Consider the following 15,858-nt stretch of genomic DNA (forward strand, 5'->3'; position numbering starts at 1 on the left):
GTAAAGATGACATATATGGTAAAATCCCGAAAAATTTAATATCGAAAGATATATCTGGAGGGCCCTTGAGAATTCTTGTAACTGGTGGAGCTGGATTTATTGGATCAGCAGTTATTCGCCACATTATTCAAAATACTGAGCACCATGTTCTAAATATTGATAAATTGACTTATGCAGGAAATCTTGAATCTCTTGCACTTGTTGAAAATAATAAAAGATATCAATTCAGTCATACTGACATTTGTGATCGTTTAACACTTGATCGCATCTTCACTGAATATCAGCCTGATGCAGTAATGCACCTTGCTGCAGAATCGCATGTAGACCGTTCGATCTCAGGCCCTTTTACTTTTATAGAAACCAATATTATTGGGACTTATCAGCTACTTGAAGCTGCTAGAAATTATTGGTCAAATCTGTCTAAAGAATTAAAAAATAAATTCCGTTTTCATCATATTTCAACTGATGAAGTTTATGGTGATCTGGAAGGAACCACAGATCTGTTTACTGAAACAACATCTTATTCACCAAGCTCGCCGTATTCGGCATCTAAAGCAAGTTCAGATCATCTAGTAAGAGCCTGGCATCGTACTTATGGACTGCCAGTTGTAGTCACGAATTGCTCCAATAATTATGGACCTTATCATTTCCCGGAAAAGTTAATTCCTTTAATGATCTTAAATGCGTTACAAGGTAAATCTTTACCAGTATATGGAAATGGTCAACAAATCCGTGACTGGCTATTTGTGGAAGATCATGCTCGTGCCTTATATAAAGTCGTAACAGAAGGTATGGTAGGTGAAACCTATAATATTGGTGGTCATAATGAAAAAGCCAATATTGAAGTAGTACATAGTATTTGTGCTTTACTTGAAGAGCTAGCCCCGAACAAACCACAAGGTATACAGCAGTATACCGACCTGATTACCTATGTTACAGATCGCCCAGGGCATGATGTACGTTATGCTATTGATGCTTCTAAAATTAAAGAAGAATTAGGATGGGTTCCTGAAGAATCATTTGAAACCGGCCTGCGTAAAACAGTTGAATGGTATTTGAATAATCAGGAATGGATTTCACATGTACAAAGTGGTGAGTATAAATCCTGGCTAGAAAAACAATACCAAGGTTAAACCATGAAAATCTTATTACTAGGAAAAAATGGTCAGGTAGGCTGGGAGCTGCAACGTGCTTTAGCTCCATTAGGAGAGGTTATTGCACTTGACCGCAATGGCATGAACCAATGGTCTGGAGATTTAACTCAGCCGGACCAGATTTATCAAACAATCTTAGAGTTGTCCCCCGATGTTGTAGTGAATGCGAGTGCTTATACTGCGGTAGATATAGCTGAAAGCGATCAGGAAACGGCTGATCTGGTCAATCATCAGGCTGTTAAAAAAATTGCCAATGCATGTGCTGAAACTGGTGCACTCTTTGTGCATTATTCTACCGACTATGTATTTAATGGTGCGGGCCAGCTCGCATTTAATGAAGCAGATGTAGTTGAACCACTTAATGTATATGGCAAAACCAAAGCCTTGGGTGAACAGGTAATTCAGAATTCTAAATGTCATCACCTGATTTTTAGAACCTCTTGGGTATTTGCACAGAAAGGTAAAAACTTCCTGAAAACAATGCTTGCTCTAGCGCAGCAGCGTGAAGAGTTATCCATTATTGATGATCAGATTGGTGCACCTACTTCAGCCGAGTTAATTGCTGATGTCAGTGCTCATGCGATTATTCAAACTTTGCAGGATCCAACTAAAATAGGTATTTATCATTTAGTAGCCAGTGGAGAAACTTCGTGGTTTGAATATGCAAGTTATGTATTTGAACAGGCAAAGAGCTTAGGTGCTGAGCTGGCTATTCAAAAAGTGAATCCAATCTCAACAACTGCATATCCTACACCAGCAAAACGGCCACATAATTCAAGATTAAATAATCAAAAAATTCAGCAGGCTTTCCAAATTAGCTTACCAGATTGGAAACTACATGTACAAAGAACAGTGATAGAGGTACTGGGGAAATGAGTTTAAAACGTAAAGGTATTATATTGGCAGGTGGTTCAGGAACCCGATTGCACCCGATTACCAAAGGTGTATCGAAGCAGCTCTTACCAATTTATGACAAACCGATGATCTATTATCCTCTATCGGTGTTAATGCTGGCTGGTATCCGTGAAGTACTGATTATTTCAACTCCTGAAGATTTACCAAATTTTGAGAAATTATTAGGAAATGGCTCACAATTTGGGATTGAACTTAGTTATAAAGTGCAGCCTTCGCCTGATGGCTTGGCACAGGCATTTTTAATTGGTGAAGAGTTTATTGGTGAAGATCATGTTTGCCTGATTTTAGGTGATAATATCTACTATGGACAAAACTTCAGTAAGCAGTTGAAAGCAGCGAGTGAAGTTGAAAATGGTGCCACTGTTTTCGGCTATCATGTGACAGATCCAGAACGTTTTGGTGTGGTTGAATTTGATCCTTCTGGTAAGGTGTTGAGTATTGAAGAAAAACCAGCTCAACCGAAATCTCCTTATGCTGTAACAGGTCTGTATTTTTACGATAATCGCGTGGTTGATTTTGCTAAGCAGGTTAAACCTTCGGCACGTGGTGAACTTGAAATTACAGATATTAATAATGCTTATTTGCAAGACGGTTCCCTAAACGTAGAGCTCCTGGGGCGTGGCTTTGCTTGGCTAGATACCGGTACACATGAATCTTTGTTAGAAGCCGGCCAATTTGTTTATACCATTGAAAAACGTCAGTCTCTCAAAGTTGCATGTCTTGAAGAAATCGGTTTTCAACAAGGTTGGATTTCGAGAGAGCAGCTTACTGAAAGTGCAAATGCTCTAAAGAAAACAGAATACGGTCAATATTTATTTAAGTTGCTGGAAGAGTCGAAGTGAAAGTTGAAACAACGAAAATTGAAGGTCTAGTCATCATACACCCAAATGTATTTGGAGATGATCGTGGCTGGTTTATGGAAAGTTTCAATCAGCAACGATTTGAAGCAGCTCTTAAAGAGTTGAATTTACCGATCCCGAATTTTGTTCAGGATAACCATTCTTTATCGCAAAAGGGTGTGTTACGTGGTCTACATTATCAAAATGCTCCTTATGCACAAGGTAAGCTTGTACGTGTAGTGCAGGGTAAAGTATGGGATGTAGCTGTAGATATTCGTCCTGAATCAAAAACCTATGGTCAATGGGTAGGTACCGAGCTGAGTGCAGAAAATAAAACCATGTTCTGGATTCCAGAAGGATTCGCACATGGCTTTATTGCACTGGAAGATAATACTCAGTTTCTTTATAAAACTACCAATTATTATAATAAAGAAAGCGAAGGGGTGATTATCTGGAATGATCCAGCACTTGCAATTGAATGGCCTTTAGATGAAGTAGGGGAAGTCTTGTTGAATAAAAAGGATGAGTTGGCAGCTTCTTTTTCAAATATTTAAGTTATATTTCCTTAGGAACTTTTTATATGTATTTCAATAAGTAAAAATACATAGTTAGTTTATTATTAAATCATTTTATATAGCATTTATATGTAGGTTTTATGCAGATCAAACTTATACCTTTACAAGCACATGGTGATGATCGTGGATCATTAATAGCTTTAGAGCAAGATAAAAATATTCCTTTTCCAATCAAACGAGTGTATTACATTTTTGACACACAAGAAGGTGTAACACGTGGTTTTCATGCACATAAAGAATTAAAACAGGTTGCTATTGCGGTAAAAGGCTCTTGTCGTTTTCTTTTAGATGATGGCAAAGAAAAAGTATCTTTTTTATTAGATAATGCTGCACAAGGATTGCTAATAGAGTCTTGTATATGGCGAGAAATGTCTGATTTTTCTGAAGATTGTGTTTTAATGGTTTTAGCAGATAATTTTTATGATGAGTCGGATTATATCCGTGATTATGATGAATTTTTAAAAACTATAAAGGATAAAAAATGAGTTTTTTTATTCATCCATTGAGTGATGTAAGTTCAGAAAAGATTGGTGACAATACACGTATATGGCAGTTTTCCGTTATATTAGAGCAGGCAATAATCGGGGAAAATTGTAATATTTGTGCTCATACATTAATTGAAAATGACGTCATTATTGGAAACAATGTGACTATTAAATCTGGAGTTTTTCTTTGGGATGGAATCACCATAGAGGATGATGTATTTATTGGACCAAATGCAACATTTACTAATGACAAAAAACCTAAATCAAAACAGTATCCTGATCATTTTTTATCAACATTAGTAGAAAAAGGCGCATCTATTGGTGCTAATGCTACTATTTTACCAGGTTTAAAGATTGGTCGATATAGCTTAGTCGGTGCTGGTGCTGTAGTAACAAAAGATGTAGCTGAGTTTTCAATTGTAGCTGGTAACCCTGCAAAAGTTATAGGACAAGTTCAACGTGATTAACTTTCTAGATTTAAAAAAAATTAATGCTCAGTATCGTGAAGAGCTAATCACAGCTTGTACACGTGTAATTGATTCAGGTTGGTATATTAATGGCAATGAATTGAGCCAGTTTGAAAATAATTTTGCAAATTATTGTGGTACCAAACATGCTATAGGGGTTGCAAATGGCTTGGATGCTTTAACTTTAGTTCTTCGCGCATGGAAAGAGCTTGGAAAGTTAAATGATGGGGATGAAGTTATTGTTCCTGCTAATACATATATTGCAAGTATCTTAGCAATTTCTGCGAACAATCTAAAGCCTGTTTTAGTCGAACCAGATATTAATACATATAATTTGGATCCTAAGTTAATTGAGCAAAAAATAACTTCAAAAACTAAAGTTATACTTGCTGTTCATTTATATGGTCAATTGGCAGATATGCCAAGTATTACTCGACTTGCTAAAAAATATAATTTATTAGTTTTAGAAGATTCAGCTCAAGCTCATGGTGCTGAAATTGAAGGTAAACGAGCTGGTAATTGGGGTGATGCATCTGGTTTTAGTTTTTATCCAGGTAAAAACTTAGGTGCGTTAGGTGATGGTGGTGCAGTTACAACAAATGATGATCAACTAGCAGAACTTTTGAACGCTTTGAGAAATTACGGTTCACATGAGAAATATGTGAATAAGTATAAAGGTGTGAATAGTCGCTTAGATGAGATTCAGGCTGCATGTTTGAATATAAAATTAAAATATCTTGACAATACTATTAAGGCAAGACGTAATATTGCTCATATATATCAAACGAATTTACAAGATATTAGTAGTCTGATATTACCAAAAGTTGAAGATATTACTAATAACTTAAATCATGTTTGGCATCTCTATGTCATTCGCTGTAAACAACGTAAAAAATTCCATCAATATTTAAGTCAAAATAATATTCAAACATTAGTTCATTATCCTATACCCCCCCATCAACAATATGCTTATAGTGAATGGAATAATTTAAGATTTCCAATAACTGAGAAAATCCACAATGAAGTTTTAAGTTTACCAATTTCACCATTTTTGAATGAAAATGAAGCAATGTTTGTGTGTGAAAAAATTACGAGTTTTTGTAAATGATGGATATTCAATATAAGCGTTCAGCTCCCTCTGTAACAATGGTACTCATTTGCTATAACCAAGAAAAATATATAAAAGAAGCAGTTCTATCTATATTAAATCAAGATTATAGTCCTCTGAAAATCATTATTTCAGATGATTGTTCAAAAGATAAAACTGTTTCGATCATTGAGGAAATTTTAGAAACATATGATGGACCTCATGAAGTTTTTTTTAATAAGAATCTTATAAATCAAGGGTTAATCAAACATATTAATCTTTTAAATAATTTGGTTGATACAGAACTTCTTGTAATTGCTGCTGGTGATGATATTTCTCATTTTAATCGTGTGACTGAAACAATAGAAGCGTATAGGTTAGCTGAACACCAGCCAACATCTGTTTACTCTTCTGTAAATAAGATAACTCCTGATGGAGAGCTGCTTGATATTTTTATTCCACCTATAGAGCAATTAGGGCATGCTGTTTCAGATTGTGCACTAAGTAGAAGTTTAATTATTGGTGCATCTCATGCTTGGCATAAATCTTTATTCACAGTATTTGGTGAAATAAAAGAGTTAAGTGCATATGAAGATCTTATTTTAGCCTACCGCAGTGCTATTTTAAATGGCTTACTATATATAGATAAACCTTTAGTAGATTATCGAATAGATATCGGTATATCTAATGTCATACAGCATAAAGATTTAAGTAAAGCTCAAAAATTAGAAAAATCACTGAAAATTATGAAGCCAGTATTGCTACAACGTCTATTAGATTCAAATTTTATTCAAGATGATAGCTTAAAAAAAGCTGTAATCCAAAAAATAAAAGTAAAATTATTAAAAATGGATCTCGAATATGCTTTTGTGAAAGGTGAAAAAACTTGTCCTTTACTCCTTCAAGCTATAAGAACATCTACGTTACCATTATTTTTTAAATATTTAGGTAAACGTTTTAGAGGAAAAATTTAATAATGAATTAAATACATCCTACTCTTAATAGTTATAGAGATAAGCCCTTAAACTCTATGGTTTATCTCTATGATAGAGCTAACAATATTTTTTCAATTTTGATATATAAAATTTTATTTTAAACCAAGAAATTTTACCTCTTTTTTGACTTTTTATATATATATCAAATATTTCCTTCTCGATTTGAATTAATCTATGCAAAAATTCTTCTTTTTCATGTTGATTAAGGATATCAAATTTTTTATTTATATTTTTTAATAACTTATATGTCTTTTTAAGGGTTTTGTCATAATATTCAAAAAATAAAGATTCTTTATTATAATTGTTTCTTATAAAATCTAATAAAATTAAATCTCCCGTTATAAAATCAACTAAATTTGGGCGAAGCTTTCTTGTCAAAGCATTGGCATTATCTATTCTATAATAAAAATTTGTATCACAAAAAATTATTTTTTTTGATTTAAAATAAAAAATTCTTGTTGTTATTTCATCCCCAATGAAGTAAGAATCATCAAAACCAATTTCTCGGAGTAATTCTATTTTTCTTAAACTAAATCCATGTATTTTCCAATCTAAAGATAATTCGAAAGCTTCTGATCCATTTAAGTAATAATTATAGTCATTATTAGGTGGCAATATTATATTATTTTTTCCTTCCTCTTTAAACCAAATCATATTTGGTATAACAGCATCTGCATTTGACTCTTTTATTTTTTTATACAGTTTCTCAAGAAAATCTCTATCAAAGAAATCATCTTGTGATAAGTAAAAAAAATATTTACCTTTACAATATGGCAAAATATATTTCATAGCTGAAACAGCATTCCCGCTTTTTTTATCTCTACGAATTAGTTTAAATCGAATATCATTTTGTACTTTTTTTTCTAAAAATTCATAACTTCCATCAGTAGAAAAATCATCTATTAATAAAATTTCTAAGTTTTTAAAAGTCGAATCTAAAAGACAATTTACTAATTTTTCAAGATATTGAATACCATTGTAAATAGGAACAACAACAGAAATTTCTACCATTAATATAAACCATAATTTATTTTTAAACTTTTGGAATATATCATATAAGACTTTATAAATTTTAGAAAGATACTGTATACATTAAATAAAATGAACTAATCGTATTTAGTGGATTTCTCATAGGTTAAGCAAATGACATAATATTGATTCTTAGCTAAAAGCTTAAACAATAGGTTGGAAGATAACTCATTTTGTCATAAAAAGGTAATTATATGACTGCTGCTTTAGTAAAATTTTGAATGAAACTCAGTAATAACTTTAAAAATTTTTTAAGCCATATATAAATAGTTGCAAAAGATTTAATCCTTCTCAGGATTCCCTTTCAACACCATATAAATCAAACCCACAAAAATCAGAAATGCACCAATGATACTGCTAAGGCAGAAGTAGACAATACGATCATTGGTGTCTAAAGAGAAAAGATTATTGGCAAGGATATAGCGCATAAATAGCCATTGAACGACTGAGAATACAATCAGCATGATGCCACGGTTACGGACAGCAGGACGCATCGCCATGGGAGACAATCCACATCTTAAAAGAATAACAAGATTATGCCATTATTAGGCCTGAATCTCAATTTATTCTATTTTTCTAAAATTATACATTAGTTAGAAATTACCTAGGGAAATTTAAGCTTTATATGGGTTATGATTACCATAGCAGTTTCTGAAGCGTTTATATGACCAAATATATTGTGCAGGTATTGTTGCAATCATTTGTTCCATATGTTGATTCAGGCAAAGTACGCTGGTTTGTAGATCCTTAGACATAATATTATTCGATATAGAACTACAGTGAATATCAAAACAGCTGTGTCGATTGGTACGAATACAGCTTATGACTACCACATTACATTGTGTTTTTTGAGCTAATTTGGGAACAATAGTTCCTGAAAGAACGTTTTGTTTAAAAAAATCTGCATAGATGCCGCCCGAAGGCTTAGGAATATGATCTGGCAAAATAACAGTAAGACCACCTTGTTTTAAATGTTTATATATAGCTCTTATACCAGTTTCATCTGCAGGGACTAAAATAGCATTCGTTTTCTGGCGAGCCTGCAAAATATAGCGATTGATGTCTTTATTTCTATTCGGTTTATACATGATCATGGGTTGTGTTTGTGAGCAAAGCCATGCATTTAGTAATTCCCAGCTTCCCAAATGTGGAACTACGACAATCACACCTTTTTTCTCATTGATGGCATGGTTGAAATGTTCAATGCCATAAATTTGATTGATACGTGAAAGGTTGTAATCAGTAGACATTCCCCAAAACTTGATACATTCTAAGTAACTTAAACATTGGCTTTGAATACTTTTTCTAATGGTTTTTTTGTTGTTGTTTACCATTTAGTTCAGGATAAGCAAGTTGAATATTAATATGCGTGATACGGTGAATAGATGAATTAGTTTGATATAAAAACCAAGCAATGATGTACCCGAATAATTGTAAAATGCGTAAAGGTAATATAGCTAAAAAAGTTAATAGAAAATACATATTTTAAAAAAGACTCTTTAATAGGCGGGTTTAATCTTGAAAATTATATAAGTTCCTAAAAATCTAAGAGATTATCAAAAATAGCAAAGCAACTTAATAGTTAATATAAAATATTGTGAAAAATAGCTTAAAAAAATTTATCTATATTTTCATACTGAGAGGATAAGATTTTTTTATACTCAAAGCCCTAGTTAAAAATATAAAAAATGAGTCGCTAACATAGTGATAAAAAAGCCCTGCACAGAGCAGGGCTTTTTTACTTAAATCTTCAAGAATTATTCTTGAGATTCAGCTTTTGGTTTTTCGCGTAAACGAATACCAAGGTCACGCAGTTGATTTGATTCAACTGGCGCTGGCGCTTGAGTCAATGGACATTCAGCCGTTTTAGTTTTCGGGAATGCAATCACGTCACGAATAGATGATGCACCTGTCATAAGCATCACTAAACGGTCAAGACCAAATGCCAAACCACCGTGAGGAGGCGCACCGTATTTCAAGGCATTTAACAAGAAGCTGAATTTCTCTTCTGCTTCTTCTTCAGAAATACCAAGTGCTTCAAAGATCGCTTTTTGCATTTCTAGGTTGTAAATACGTAGTGAACCACCACCGATTTCAGTACCGTTAAGCACCATATCGTAAGCAACAGAAAGCGCTGCGCCTGGGTTGTTCTTCACTTCTTCAACGCTAGATTTTGGTAACGTGAATGGGTGGTGAACAGAGGTCCATTTGCCATCATCAGTTTCTTCGAACATTGGGAAATCAACAACCCAAAGTGGCGCCCACTCACAAGTTGAAAGTTTCATGTCATGACCAATTTTCACACGAAGTGCACCCATGGCATCGTTTACAACTTTCGCTTTATCTGCACCGAAGAATACGATGTCGCCATTTTCAGCGCCAACACGTTTCAATAGATCCAGCACGATTGGCTCGATGAATTTTACGATTGGAGATTGAAGACCTTCAATGCCTTTTTCAAGTTCGTTGACTTTAATGTAAGCCAAACCGCGTGCGCCGTAGATGCCAACAAATTTAGTGTATTCATCAATTGCACTACGTGGCAGTGAACCAGCGCCTGGTACGCGAAGCGCAACGATACGACCTTTAGGATCTTTTGCAGGACCTGCAAATACTTTGAACTCAACGTCTTGCATGAGGTCTGCAACGTCAACTAGTTTCAAAGGAATACGTAAGTCTGGCTTATCAGATGCATAGTCACGCATTGCATCTGCGTAGGTCATACGTGGGAATTTTTCGAATTGAACGTCTAGAAGTTCTTTGAACATCTTGATCGTCAATGTTTCCATCAAATCCATAATGTCATCGTCACTCATGAACGATGTTTCAACGTCGATCTGGGTGAATTCTGGCTGACGGTCAGCACGCAAGTCTTCATCACGGAAACATTTTGCGATTTGGTAATAACGATCGATACCGCCCACCATCAACAACTGTTTGAACAGCTGTGGAGATTGTGGAAGCGCATAGAAGCTACCGTTAGAAACACGACTTGGTACTAGATAGTCACGTGCACCTTCAGGAGTCGCGCGAGTTAAGATCGGAGTTTCAACGTCTAAGAAACCATTTTCTTCGAAGTAGTTACGAATCAGGTTAGTCAGTTTAGAACGGAAACGTAAACGGTCTAACATTTCAGGGCGACGGATGTCCAGGAAACGGTACTTTAAACGTACTTCTTCAGAAATGTTGGTATTTTCGTCATTCAATGGGAATGGCGGAGTTTCTGACGCAGCAAGAACTTCAATTTCTTTACCAAGAACTTCGATTTGACCGCTGGTGATATTTGCGTTTTCAGTCCCTGCATAACGACGACGTACGCGGCCTGTAATTTTTAATACAAATTCTGAACGTGATTTATCGGCAGTTGCGAATGCTTCAGGAGTATCTGGGTCAATAACCACTTGAACAAGACCGTCACGGTCACGCATGTCAAGGAAGATTACACCACCGTGGTCACGGCGACGGTGAACCCAACCGCATAATGTTACGGTTTGGTCAATTTGAGCTTCGGTTAATGAACCGCAGTAATGAGTTCGCATCATAGCGTTAAAAATCCAACTATATGGTTTAAGGTCAGCGAATACGTAAACAGCGTACCGCTTTTCGTAAAGGTAGGATTATGCCTCTTTGGGCATGTAGTCACAAGAACCTGGGTCAAAAACAATATCATTTTAAAGTGAATAGACGAAAAGCCAGCGCTTTATCTAACCCATCCTGCGACCTCTGTCCAAAAATAAAAACAGTAAACAGCCTAGGCTGCATGTGATTAGGAAGCCCTGACTAAATTCATTAATAGATCGTCCAGTAAAATAATAGAGGTCCGATTGCCAGACCTCTGTAGAGATATAACGTGCATAATCCCAAACAGAAAATAGGCCGGTGAATATCGAAAAGAGCAATAAGCCCCAAGCAAAAGACTTGATTTTTAGGCTGACTGCGAGATATTGGCGATGCTTTTTATAGTAATGCACACTCATCCACAGTATAAAAGGTAAGGCTAGAAAAGAGGTGCCAATCTGTAAAATCCGGTGCAGCGGATAAATTTGTCCAAATAACTGAAACTGTTGCGCTAAGATTTCATGGAAGGCAAAAGTCCGAAAATCGACATGGGTCAGACCATCCCAGATTAAATGAGTGGCTGTGCCGATGATCAGTGCTAGACACATCGCCAAGATGAATCTTAAAGCTGAAAGGATGCTGTAAATATTTAAATCATGCTGAATGCCGATGAAACGGTAAGTTACTGGCCGGTAAACCAGATACCAGATGCTACAGAAAGCCAGCCCAATCCAGAGGTCTGGATGAATCAGCGAAGACCATAAATGCGTGATATTTGAATTGCTCGAAGTAAACAGTCGATGTAAATCGGGCACCATACAGCCAATCGCTAACGCAGCAACAGGTAGCCTATTACCGCTTAAACGTGAAATAGGTGGAGCAAGCACAGCATGCGATAAGGTAAAGGGCATAAAAATAATGTTTTAATGTAATAAAAAATATTCAAAGAGCATTCTAATAAAATATATCACTGGTTATCGTAAACGATTGCAAAAATAATGAAATGTTATATTATAACATTATTCTATTTTAGTCATTTTGAGCTTGGGTCATGTCTTTTCATAAGAATTTAATAACACTCTCTATTTTTGCGGTTATTACGCCATCAGCATTCGCACAACAAGAAGAAGCGACAGTAGCTGTACAAACGCTGGAAACCATCCAGGTTCAGGCCCATCCATTGATACAAACCGCAGCAGATTTTGCGGTTGCGGATCATGTGGTGGATCAAAAAGCATTATCTGAGCGTGCGACGACTATTGGTGATGCACTGGCAGATGAATTGGGTGTCTATTCAAATCAGTTTGGTACAGGTGCAAGTCGTCCGGTCATTCGAGGTCAGGATGGCCCACGTGTGAAAGTGTTGCAGCATGCTTCAGAAACTGCTGATGTTTCGACCTTGTCTCCGGATCATGCTGTCACCGTCGATCCGATTCTGGCGAAGCAGGTAGAAGTGATTAGCGGTCCATCTACATTACTTTACGGTGCCGGTACAGTCGGTGGGTTGGTGAATGTCACCGATCAAAAAATTCCGACCCAGATGCCTGAAGATGGTTTGGAAGGTACAGTCGGCCTGCGTTATAACTCAGGTAGTGACGAAAAACTGGCAAGTGCTGGTGTGACAGCGGGTATTGGTGAAAATTTTGCTTTGCGTGTAGAAGGCTCAAAGCGTAAAGCCAATGATTATATTGCGCCGGATTATGTGGTCGAAGAGCCGCATGGAGATCACTCCCACTTTCATAAAGAACGCCGTGTAGATAATACTTTTGCAGAAGGACAAACAGTCAATATTGGCGGATCATGGATTCATGATCGTGGTTTTGTTGGTCTATCTTATAGTAACCGTCAGGATCAGTATGGCTTGCCCGGTCATAGTCATGAATATCATGGCTGTGTCTTACATGGTGATCATTTTCATGGTTGTCCAACACCTGATGATTCAGATGCACCAGCCCATGAAGAGCATGGTGGACCATGGGTAGATTTAAAATCTGAACGTTATGAAGTACGCACCGAGCTGGAACAGCCTTTTGCGGGTTTTGAGAAATTACGTGCCCATGCCAGCTTCACTGATTATGAACATGATGAGCTAGAAGAAAATGAAGTCATCAGTAACTTTAAAAGCAAAGGTTATGACGGTCGTTTAGAATTGGTGCATGTGCCAGTTGCAGGCTGGGAAGGTGTAATTGGAACCCAGATTTCACAGCAAAAAATTAATCTTGCCGCTTCAGAGCATGACCATCATGAAGATGGCGATGAAGATGATGAAGAACATCATGTTCATGGTTCAGGTGTGGTAATGCCGGACACAAGAACTCAAAAATACAGCTTATTTGCTTTGGAACATAAACAACTTGGCGATGTGCATGTTGAACTTGGTGCGCGTGTCGATCATCAAAAAGTGAAAATAGATTCAGAACAGAAAGATTATTCTGGAACAGGCGTATCTGCTTCAGCAGCAGCAAATTGGGAGTTTGCTCCGAACTATAAATTTTCAATCGTAGGTTCACACCAACAGCGTTTACCTTTAGCTCAGGAGCTCTATGCTGATGGCTTACATTTTGCCACCAATACCTACGAACTCGGTAATCCTGATCTTGATAAAGAAACTTCAAATAATCTCGAATTAGGTCTGCATTATGAAGGGGATAAACTGGATTACCATGTGCATGTCTATCACAACTGGTTTGATGATTATATCTATGGCGAAACGGTAGCGCAGAAAGGTAATTTACGTGGCGTGCAATATACCCAAGACAAAGCCAGATTCTATGGTACAGAAGCACAAGCCGGTTATCAGATCAATGATATGTATAAAGTCAGCGTCTTTGGGGACTATGTGCGTGGCAAGATTGAAGCTGAGAATGCACCACGTGTACCTGCAGGTCGCTTAGGCACCAAAGTAGAAGCAGACTTTGCCGATGGCTGGTCAGGTTTGGCTGAGTATTATCATGTCTTTAACCAGGACAAGATTGCCAGCTATGAAGATGAAACTCAGGGCTATAATATGGTGAATGTTGGCTTAAGCTATGCCAATAGCCTTGCAGATAATAATGCGTATCGCGTGTATTTCAAAGCCAATAACCTGCTGGATGATCAGGTCTATTCACATACCTCATTCCTGTCCAATATTCCGCAAGTCGGTCGCAACTTTACTGTCGGCGTGCAGTATGATTTCTAACAGGTCTACGAAAATAATCGACCAAATCATCTAGATCTCACTGAAATCTACTTGAAAAATCATAAGATTAAACCTAGCCTGAGCCTATTGGGTTAGGTTTTTTCTTATGCGTATCTTTCAACGAATTCACAATAAATTGAACTGGTCGAATCGCCGTTATGCGGCTTTGATCATTAGTATGCTGGCTGTGGGTTATCTAGCTTCGGCGATCTACCACACGTATAAGCCGTTGCCGGAAGGTCTGAATTACACAGGCAAGCTTCGCCATGCCGAAGTCAAGTTTCTGGCCGATCAGACTTATCTGGATGCCGAAGGAAAACAGCATCTGGATCATCGCATTTTTAATGAAATACTGAAAATGATTGAAGAAGCCAAATCGCTGATTGTGCTGGATATGTTTTTATTTAATCAGCAAACAGGGGCATCTACGCAGGAACATCAGGCATTAAGTCAACAACTGACGGATGCTTTAATCAGTAAACGTCTGTTGCAACCTGAAGTCGAAATCAAGTTTATTACCGATCCGATTAATTCGGTCTATGGCGGAATCCGATCCGAGCAGTATCGAGCCCTACGTCAGCACGGTGTTGATGTGATTGAAACCAATCTGACGCCATTGCGGGCTTCCAATCCAGGCTGGTCCGGCTTCTGGTATATCTGTTGCCAGGGCATTGGCAATAATCCGGAAACAGGCTGGTTGCCGAATCCATTTGGAACAGAAAAAATTACCCTGCGCAGTTATTTTGAGCTGTTTAACTTTAAAGCCAATCATCGTAAAACCATGGTGGTGGATACCGATCAAGGCTGGAAAGCACTGGTCACATCCATGAATCCGCATGATGGCAGTTCACGCCATTCCAATATCGGTTTATTGGTCTGGGGTAGCACCGCTGTGGATATCCTGAAAACCGAGCAATCTGTCGGCATGATGTCACAAGCCAATATGCCTGCCATTGTCGCCGGGGATTTTCAGGCAGACAGCAGCCAGCCACAAGTTCAGGTGCTAACTGAAAAAGCTATTTATGATGCGATTTTGAATCTCATTCAGACCGCCAAAGCCAATGAGCAGATTGATCTGGCGATGTTTTATCTGTCTGAGCGCAAAATTATTAAAAGCCTGATCGCGGCACATGAGCGTGGTGTCAAAGTCCGGGTTTTACTCGATCCAAATAAAGATGCTTTTGGCCGTGAGAAAAACGGAATTCCAAACCGGCAAGTGGCTTGGGAACTGCATAAAGCAGGTATTGATGTGCGCTGGTGCCGTACTCAGGGTGAGCAATGTCATAGCAAAATACTGATGAAGCGCAATGCTCAGCAAGCTGAAATGATTTTAGGCTCGGCTAATTTTACCGTACGGAATCTGAAAAACTATAATCTGGAAACTAATATGCGCGTGCTGGGGCTGCCTCAGGCCGAAGTGTTCAAGGATGCCCAGCAATATTTTGACGGTGCATGGTCAAATCTGAATGGTCGTTCCATGAGCGTGGACTATACGCAATATGCAGAAGATTCGTTCTTTAAATACTGGCTATACCGTTTTATGGAATGGAGTGGCTGGTCGACGTTCTAGATC

At 37.3% G+C, this 15,858-nt stretch carries 14 protein-coding genes and 1 pseudogene; 10 read left to right on the top strand and 5 right to left on the bottom strand.

The features are described from left to right. Window positions 1–65: 65 nt before the first annotated feature. The 8 genes from rfbB to ACS72_RS05230 all read left to right on the top strand — a co-directional run bounded on the left by rfbB (window position 66) and on the right by ACS72_RS05230 (window position 6,496). A complete protein-coding gene (gene rfbB / locus ACS72_RS05195; protein ID WP_048881453.1) occupies window positions 66–1,133 on the top strand; it encodes a dTDP-glucose 4,6-dehydratase in 1,068 nt (355 codons plus the stop codon). Between the two features lie 3 nt (window positions 1,134–1,136). Continuing rightward, window positions 1,137–2,030, top strand: coding sequence for a dTDP-4-dehydrorhamnose reductase (gene rfbD, locus ACS72_RS05200; RefSeq protein WP_048881454.1), 894 nt, complete (start codon window positions 1,137–1,139; stop codon window positions 2,028–2,030). Continuing rightward, a complete protein-coding gene (gene rfbA / locus ACS72_RS05205) occupies window positions 2,027–2,911 on the top strand; it encodes a glucose-1-phosphate thymidylyltransferase RfbA (protein ID WP_048881455.1) in 885 nt (294 codons plus the stop codon). Before rfbD ends, rfbA begins: the two co-directional genes overlap by 4 nt. Further along, window positions 2,908–3,462, top strand: a complete 555-nt coding sequence (gene rfbC, locus ACS72_RS05210) for a dTDP-4-dehydrorhamnose 3,5-epimerase (protein WP_048881456.1) — start codon at window positions 2,908–2,910, stop codon at window positions 3,460–3,462. The genes rfbA and rfbC overlap by 4 nt, the downstream gene beginning before the upstream one ends. A 101-nt stretch (window positions 3,463–3,563) precedes the next feature. Beyond that, window positions 3,564–3,968 carry an FdtA/QdtA family cupin domain-containing protein gene (locus tag ACS72_RS18980; protein WP_048881457.1) on the top strand — a complete coding sequence of 135 codons (405 nt, stop codon included), beginning with the start codon at window positions 3,564–3,566 and terminating at the stop codon, window positions 3,966–3,968. After that, window positions 3,965–4,435: an acyltransferase gene (locus ACS72_RS18985; RefSeq protein ID WP_048881458.1), complete on the top strand. Its 471-nt coding sequence runs from the start codon at window positions 3,965–3,967 to the stop codon at window positions 4,433–4,435. The genes ACS72_RS18980 and ACS72_RS18985 overlap by 4 nt, the downstream gene beginning before the upstream one ends. After that, entirely contained in the window at window positions 4,428–5,543 is a 1,116-nt protein-coding gene (locus tag ACS72_RS05225) for a DegT/DnrJ/EryC1/StrS aminotransferase family protein (RefSeq protein WP_048881459.1), read from the top strand. Before ACS72_RS18985 ends, ACS72_RS05225 begins: the two co-directional genes overlap by 8 nt. Next, window positions 5,540–6,496, top strand: a complete 957-nt coding sequence (locus ACS72_RS05230; protein ID WP_048881460.1) for a glycosyltransferase — start codon at window positions 5,540–5,542, stop codon at window positions 6,494–6,496. The genes ACS72_RS05225 and ACS72_RS05230 overlap by 4 nt, the downstream gene beginning before the upstream one ends. Before the next feature lie 78 nt (window positions 6,497–6,574). Here the strand turns inward: ACS72_RS05230 and ACS72_RS05235 are convergent, their stop codons facing one another. The 5 genes and pseudogenes from ACS72_RS05235 to ACS72_RS05255 all read right to left on the bottom strand — a co-directional run bounded on the left by ACS72_RS05235 (window position 6,575) and on the right by ACS72_RS05255 (window position 12,015). Continuing rightward, complete coding sequence (locus ACS72_RS05235; protein ID WP_048881461.1) at window positions 6,575–7,528, bottom strand: glycosyltransferase family 2 protein; 954 nt, start codon at window positions 7,526–7,528, stop codon at window positions 6,575–6,577. A gap of 299 nt (window positions 7,529–7,827) precedes the next feature. Further along, window positions 7,828–8,046 (bottom strand): hypothetical protein, encoded by a 219-nt coding sequence (locus ACS72_RS05240; RefSeq protein ID WP_048881462.1) that lies wholly within the window; start codon window positions 8,044–8,046, stop codon window positions 7,828–7,830. Window positions 8,047–8,160: 114 nt separating this feature from the next. Next, window positions 8,161–9,028: pseudogene (locus ACS72_RS05245) on the bottom strand (lysophospholipid acyltransferase family protein). A gap of 275 nt (window positions 9,029–9,303) precedes the next feature. Further along, window positions 9,304–11,088, bottom strand: coding sequence for an aspartate--tRNA ligase (gene aspS / locus ACS72_RS05250; RefSeq protein WP_048881463.1), 1,785 nt, complete (start codon window positions 11,086–11,088; stop codon window positions 9,304–9,306). A 162-nt stretch (window positions 11,089–11,250) separates the two neighbouring features. Further along, window positions 11,251–12,015, bottom strand: a complete 765-nt coding sequence (locus tag ACS72_RS05255) for a DUF4184 family protein (protein WP_044112820.1) — start codon at window positions 12,013–12,015, stop codon at window positions 11,251–11,253. Window positions 12,016–12,155: 140 nt separating this feature from the next. Here ACS72_RS05255 and znuD point away from each other — a divergent pair, with 140 nt between their 5' ends. Together znuD and ACS72_RS05265 are read left to right on the top strand one after the other, a co-directional pair. Further along, entirely contained in the window at window positions 12,156–14,285 is a 2,130-nt protein-coding gene (znuD, locus tag ACS72_RS05260; RefSeq protein WP_048881464.1) for a zinc piracy TonB-dependent receptor ZnuD, read from the top strand. A gap of 106 nt (window positions 14,286–14,391) precedes the next feature. Next, window positions 14,392–15,855 (top strand): phospholipase D-like domain-containing protein, encoded by a 1,464-nt coding sequence (locus ACS72_RS05265; RefSeq protein ID WP_048881465.1) that lies wholly within the window; start codon window positions 14,392–14,394, stop codon window positions 15,853–15,855. Window positions 15,856–15,858 lie beyond the last annotated feature (3 nt).

Source organism: Acinetobacter sp. VT 511 (assembly GCF_001077515.1).
Lineage (GTDB): Bacteria > Pseudomonadota > Gammaproteobacteria > Pseudomonadales > Moraxellaceae > Acinetobacter > Acinetobacter schindleri.